This is a genomic window from uncultured Thiocystis sp. (assembly GCF_903866365.1).
GTDB lineage: Bacteria > Pseudomonadota > Gammaproteobacteria > Chromatiales > Chromatiaceae > Chromatium.
Window position 1 is genome coordinate 1 of the sequence record NZ_CAIPNF010000213.1, and the last position, 4,497, is coordinate 4,497.

A 4,497-nucleotide genomic window follows, 5' to 3' on the forward strand; every position below is an offset into this window, starting at 1 on the left:
CTGGAAACACCAGGGCGCCAAGATTGTCTTGAGCCTGCGCGCGCTCGTGCAATCCACGGGGCGCTGGACGCAGTTCTGGGACAAGATCGATCAGTTTGGTGCTCGGCCCTGTTAGGATACATTATCGAAAGGCACCACCCGATTGACCGGCGGTCCCATCATCGATCAGCGAAGGATTGCAAATTCATGACGGCCTTTATACCGTTCAACCGCACCCGCTCCGACGGAGCATGCGTTGATGCCAACCTGGTCGAACACTCGCAACCGCACCGGCCATGCCGGACCCGGTTGCAGTTTTTGTAAGACAATAACCCCGATGAGGACAGCCCTGTGAGTCGATGGTCCGAGGATTTGATCGCGGTCGACCGAGCCAGAACCCTGGACGGTCTCTTTCTCCAGCGGATCCTCCGAACGCCCGACCGTATTGCCTATCGGTCTTGCGAGCGCACCGGCGGCTGGCAGGAACTGACCTGGCGCGACATGGGGCAGTGGATCGCCCGCTGGCGGCAGGCAATCGCCGGCGAGTCGCTCGAACCCGGCGACCGGGTCGCGATGCTGCTGCGCAACTGTCCGGAATGGGTCATGTTCGATCAGGCCGCGTTCTCGCTCGGCCTGGTCACGGTCCCGCTCTATACCGACGACCGCGCCGAGAACGCCGCCTATATCCTGCAGGACGCGGCGGCCAAACTTCTGCTGATCCAGGATGCCGGTCGCTGGAAGCGTCTGGCCGAAGTCATCGGCGACGCGCCATGGCCAATCCGAGTGGTGATCCTGGAGCCAAGCGAGGCGGCCACCGAACTTGCAGCGAATGATCCACGGGTCGTCGTCGCCGGCACTTGGTTGCCCTCCCGCGCCCCAGCATTGACCCAGCGCGACGGTGACCCTCATGCCCTGGCAACCATCGTCTATACCTCCGGCACCACCGGCCGACCCAAGGGCGTAATGCTCAGTCATCGCAACATTCTGACGAACGTCCATGGCGTCGTGACGCTCATCAATGTCTATCCGGAAGATCTCTTCCTCTCCTTTCTGCCGCTCTCGCACATGCTGGAACGAACGGGGGGCTATTACCTGCCGGTCATGGCCGGTTCCGGCGTGGCATTCGCCCGCTCGGTGGGGCAACTGGCCGAGGATCTCCAAAGCATTCGCCCGACGGTCATGATTGCCGTCCCACGAGTCTTCGAGCGTGTCTATCATCGTCTCCACGAGCAGTTGCAGAGTCGCCCCGCCCCTGTGCGCTGGCTGTTTCGGCTGGCGGTCGCGACCGGCTGGCGCGCCTTTCTGCGCGACCAGGGACGCGACGGCTGGCATCCGCTCCTGCTGCTCTGGCCCTGGCTGCGGCACAAGGTCGGCGCGACGGTCCTGGAGAAACTCGGCGGACGGATGCGGGTCGCCGTCAGCGGTGGCGCCGCCCTGCCGGCCGGCGTGGCGCACACCTTCATCGGACTCGGCTTGCCCTTGATTCAGGGCTACGGACTGACCGAAACCAGCCCGGTCGTCAGCTTCAATCCGCTGCGGAAAAACGTCCCCGAGAGCGTCGGCGTCCCCATCCGCGGCATCCAGGTGCGCATCGGCGCCGACGACGAACTGATGGTGAAGGGCGACAATGTCATGCAAGGCTACTGGAACAACCACGCCGCGACCGCCAAGGTGCTGACCCAGGATGGCTGGCTGCATACCGGCGATCAGGCGCGCATCGAGGATGGTCACATCTTCATCACTGGCCGACTCAAGGATATCCTGGTGCTGTCGAATGGTGAAAAGGTGCCACCCGCCGATCTGGAGATGGCCATCGCCATGGATCCATTGTTCGATCAGGCGGTGGTGCTCGGTGAGGGGCATTCCTATCTCTCCGCGCTGCTGGTGCTCAACGCCGAGCTCTGGGTCGGGTTCGCCCGCGAGTACGGATTGGATCCCGAACAACCCGCCAGTCTGGCGGATCCGCACCTGCTCAAGGACATCATCAAGCGCATCCGCCTGGCCCTAAGTGATTTCCCCGGCTTCGCCAAAATCCGCCGCGTCACCCTGACCCTGGAGCCCTGGTCGATCGACAACGGACTGCTGACACCCACGCTCAAGGTCAAGCGCGCCACCGTCATGGAACGCTACCGGGACGTGATCGCGGGCATGTACGACATGGATGCATAGCTTGCCTTCATGCCGGTCAGTGCCTACACTACGGATTCATGACGCGGGTGTAGTTCAATGGTAGAACTTCAGCTTCCCAAGCTGATAGCGTGGGTTCGATTCCCATCACCCGCTCCAACTCCCTCCTTCTCCTCAGCTGCTTCAGCGTTCATCCGCTTGGATTGAGGCGCTTCTTCTGCCTGACATCACGCCACACGATTTCGCCGCCGCGCTCCTGGCCTGGTTCGACCAGCATGGTCGCCATGATCTGCCCTGGCAGCTCGCCCCCACGCCTTACCGCGTCTGGGTCTCCGAAATCATGTTGCAGCAGACTCGGGTCAGCGTCGTCATCCCCTATTTCGAGCGGTTCATGACGCGCTTTCCGAGCGTGCTGGATCTGGCGGAGGCGCCGATCGACGATGTCCTGGCGCACTGGTCCGGGCTCGGCTATTACGCGCGGGCGCGTAACCTGCACCGTGCCGCCGGGCTGATTCGGGACCAGCATCAAGGCATTTTTCCCACCGACGTCGATCAGGTCCGGGCACTACCCGGTATCGGTCGCTCCACCGCCGGAGCCATCTTGTCACTCTCCGCGGATCAGCCCCACCCAATCCTCGACGGCAATGTCAAACGGGTACTTGCCCGCTGCTTCGCCATCGACGGATGGCCCGGACGCAGCGATGTGCTCGCCAAACTCTGGACGCTGGCAGAACGCCTCACCCCGCGGGAACGGGTCGGCGCCTACAACCAGGGCATGATGGATCTTGGTGCCACACTCTGCACCCGCGGCAAACCGGCCTGTAAACGCTGCCCGGTTGCGACAGGCTGCATCGCCTGCGCACAAGGCCGACAGACCGAACTCCCAGCCAGCCGACCACGCAAACCGCTTCCCGAGCGAACCACCCTCATGATCCTGACGATCAACCCCGACGGGGAAATCTTCCTGGAGCGCCGTCCGCCCACCGGCATCTGGGGCGGACTCTGGAGTCTGCCGGAGACAATCGCCGGCACGAACCCCGCCGACTGGTGTCTGTCCCATTTCGGTTCGGCCCCGCTGGAGGTTGAAATGCTCCCGCCGCGCCGTCACACCTTTAGCCACTTCCGTCTCGGGATTCAGGTCGCGGCCATTCGCATCAAAGGGTCGATCAAGGAGATTGCCGATCATGACGATCAACGCTGGCTGAATCGAACGGACCTTTTAGAGTTGGGTCTTCCAACCCCGGTCAAAGACATCCTCGACGCCCTCATCATGGGCACACAGCAGATTGAAGGAGAAACCCCATGAGCCGAATCGTCCACTGCGTCAAACTCGGCCGCGAAGCCGATGGACTCGACCGCCAGCCGTATCCGGGCGAGATCGGAAAACGTATCTTTGAACAGGTCTCCAAAGCGGCCTGGCAGGACTGGCTGCGCCACCAGACCATGCTGATCAACGAAAATCGCCTCAGTCCGCTGGATCCCAAATCGCGGAAATTTCTAGAGGGTGAAATGGAGCTTTTTTTCTTTGGCGAGGGCGCCGAAAAGCCAGCGGGCTATGTGCCGCTCAAGAGTTGAGCCAATCCGCATGTGCGGTCAACCAGCCCGCCATTTCCAATACTTGACACGAGCTGTTCTTGTTGATTTAATGCGGCGCTTAACTTAATTGCATCATCATTACGTAAGCCCAGGTAGCTCAGTTGGTAGAGCAGAGGACTGAAAATCCTCGTGTCGGTGGTTCGATTCCGCCCCTGGGCACCAACAAGACCATGAAAATCCTCGTGTTTCTCTGAGACACGGGGATTTTTTATGCCTCAAGGTCACTGGCTCTGGTGCATTTCCGGTACCGGAGACCTTGGCACTGGTTCAGTTCAGTTTTGTAAGATAAGTCTTATATATCAATTGCTTGAATGGTTATCCTGCATCTTAAAAAACCGCGTAATCTGCCATGAACCCTTGTATTGACTGGGTTTGACGTGCGGCCCCTGCCTTTCGCTCATCGCGGTCAGACCGTCCAATTCATTGATTTAAAATGCTTTTATGGCTAAATTGAACTGAACCAGTGCCGAGACCTTCGATCTCCACGGTTACGCTCAACCGCGTTGAGCATAATCCGCTCGGCTTCCCCAATCGAACTGTTGACCACTCGGCCGGTGGTTTCGATCCCATCCAAGGAAGCCAAAAAGTAAAAAATCTCGGCATATTGATCTTTTTAGGGGATGACGAACAAAATCACCTCTGACATCTTGGTTGCCTAATTCTACTTTGTTAGCTTGACATAAGCTTATGATTTGCCAATATTATTTTCAGGGCAAAATTATATTTGGAAATAGCAGATCATGGCTAACGCGATTGGTAGCGAAACCGATGCTCTGTTAAAAAACATGGTTGGTA

3 protein-coding genes and 2 tRNA genes are annotated in these 4,497 nt (G+C 59.4%); all 5 read left to right on the forward strand.

Annotation, left to right across the window (positions count from 1 at the left end; translation table 11 throughout):
- The first annotated feature begins 330 nt into the window (after positions 1 to 330).
- The 5 genes from QZY07_RS11935 to QZY07_RS11955 all read left to right on the forward strand — a co-directional run bounded on the left by QZY07_RS11935 (position 331) and on the right by QZY07_RS11955 (position 3,864).
- On the forward strand, positions 331 to 2,148 hold the full coding sequence (locus QZY07_RS11935; RefSeq protein ID WP_295402754.1) for an AMP-binding protein: 1,818 nt from the start codon (positions 331 to 333) through the stop codon (positions 2,146 to 2,148).
- A gap of 43 nt (positions 2,149 to 2,191) precedes the next feature.
- Positions 2,192 to 2,265, forward strand: a tRNA-Gly gene (locus tag QZY07_RS11940).
- A gap of 67 nt (positions 2,266 to 2,332) precedes the next feature.
- Positions 2,333 to 3,412 (forward strand): A/G-specific adenine glycosylase, encoded by a 1,080-nt coding sequence (gene mutY, locus QZY07_RS11945; RefSeq protein WP_295402759.1) that lies wholly within the window; start codon positions 2,333 to 2,335, stop codon positions 3,410 to 3,412.
- Positions 3,409 to 3,681 (forward strand): oxidative damage protection protein, encoded by a 273-nt coding sequence (locus tag QZY07_RS11950; protein WP_295402756.1) that lies wholly within the window; start codon positions 3,409 to 3,411, stop codon positions 3,679 to 3,681. The genes mutY and QZY07_RS11950 overlap by 4 nt, the downstream gene beginning before the upstream one ends.
- Positions 3,682 to 3,788: 107 nt before the next feature.
- A tRNA-Phe gene (locus QZY07_RS11955) sits at positions 3,789 to 3,864 on the forward strand.
- Positions 3,865 to 4,497: the final 633 nt, after the last annotated feature.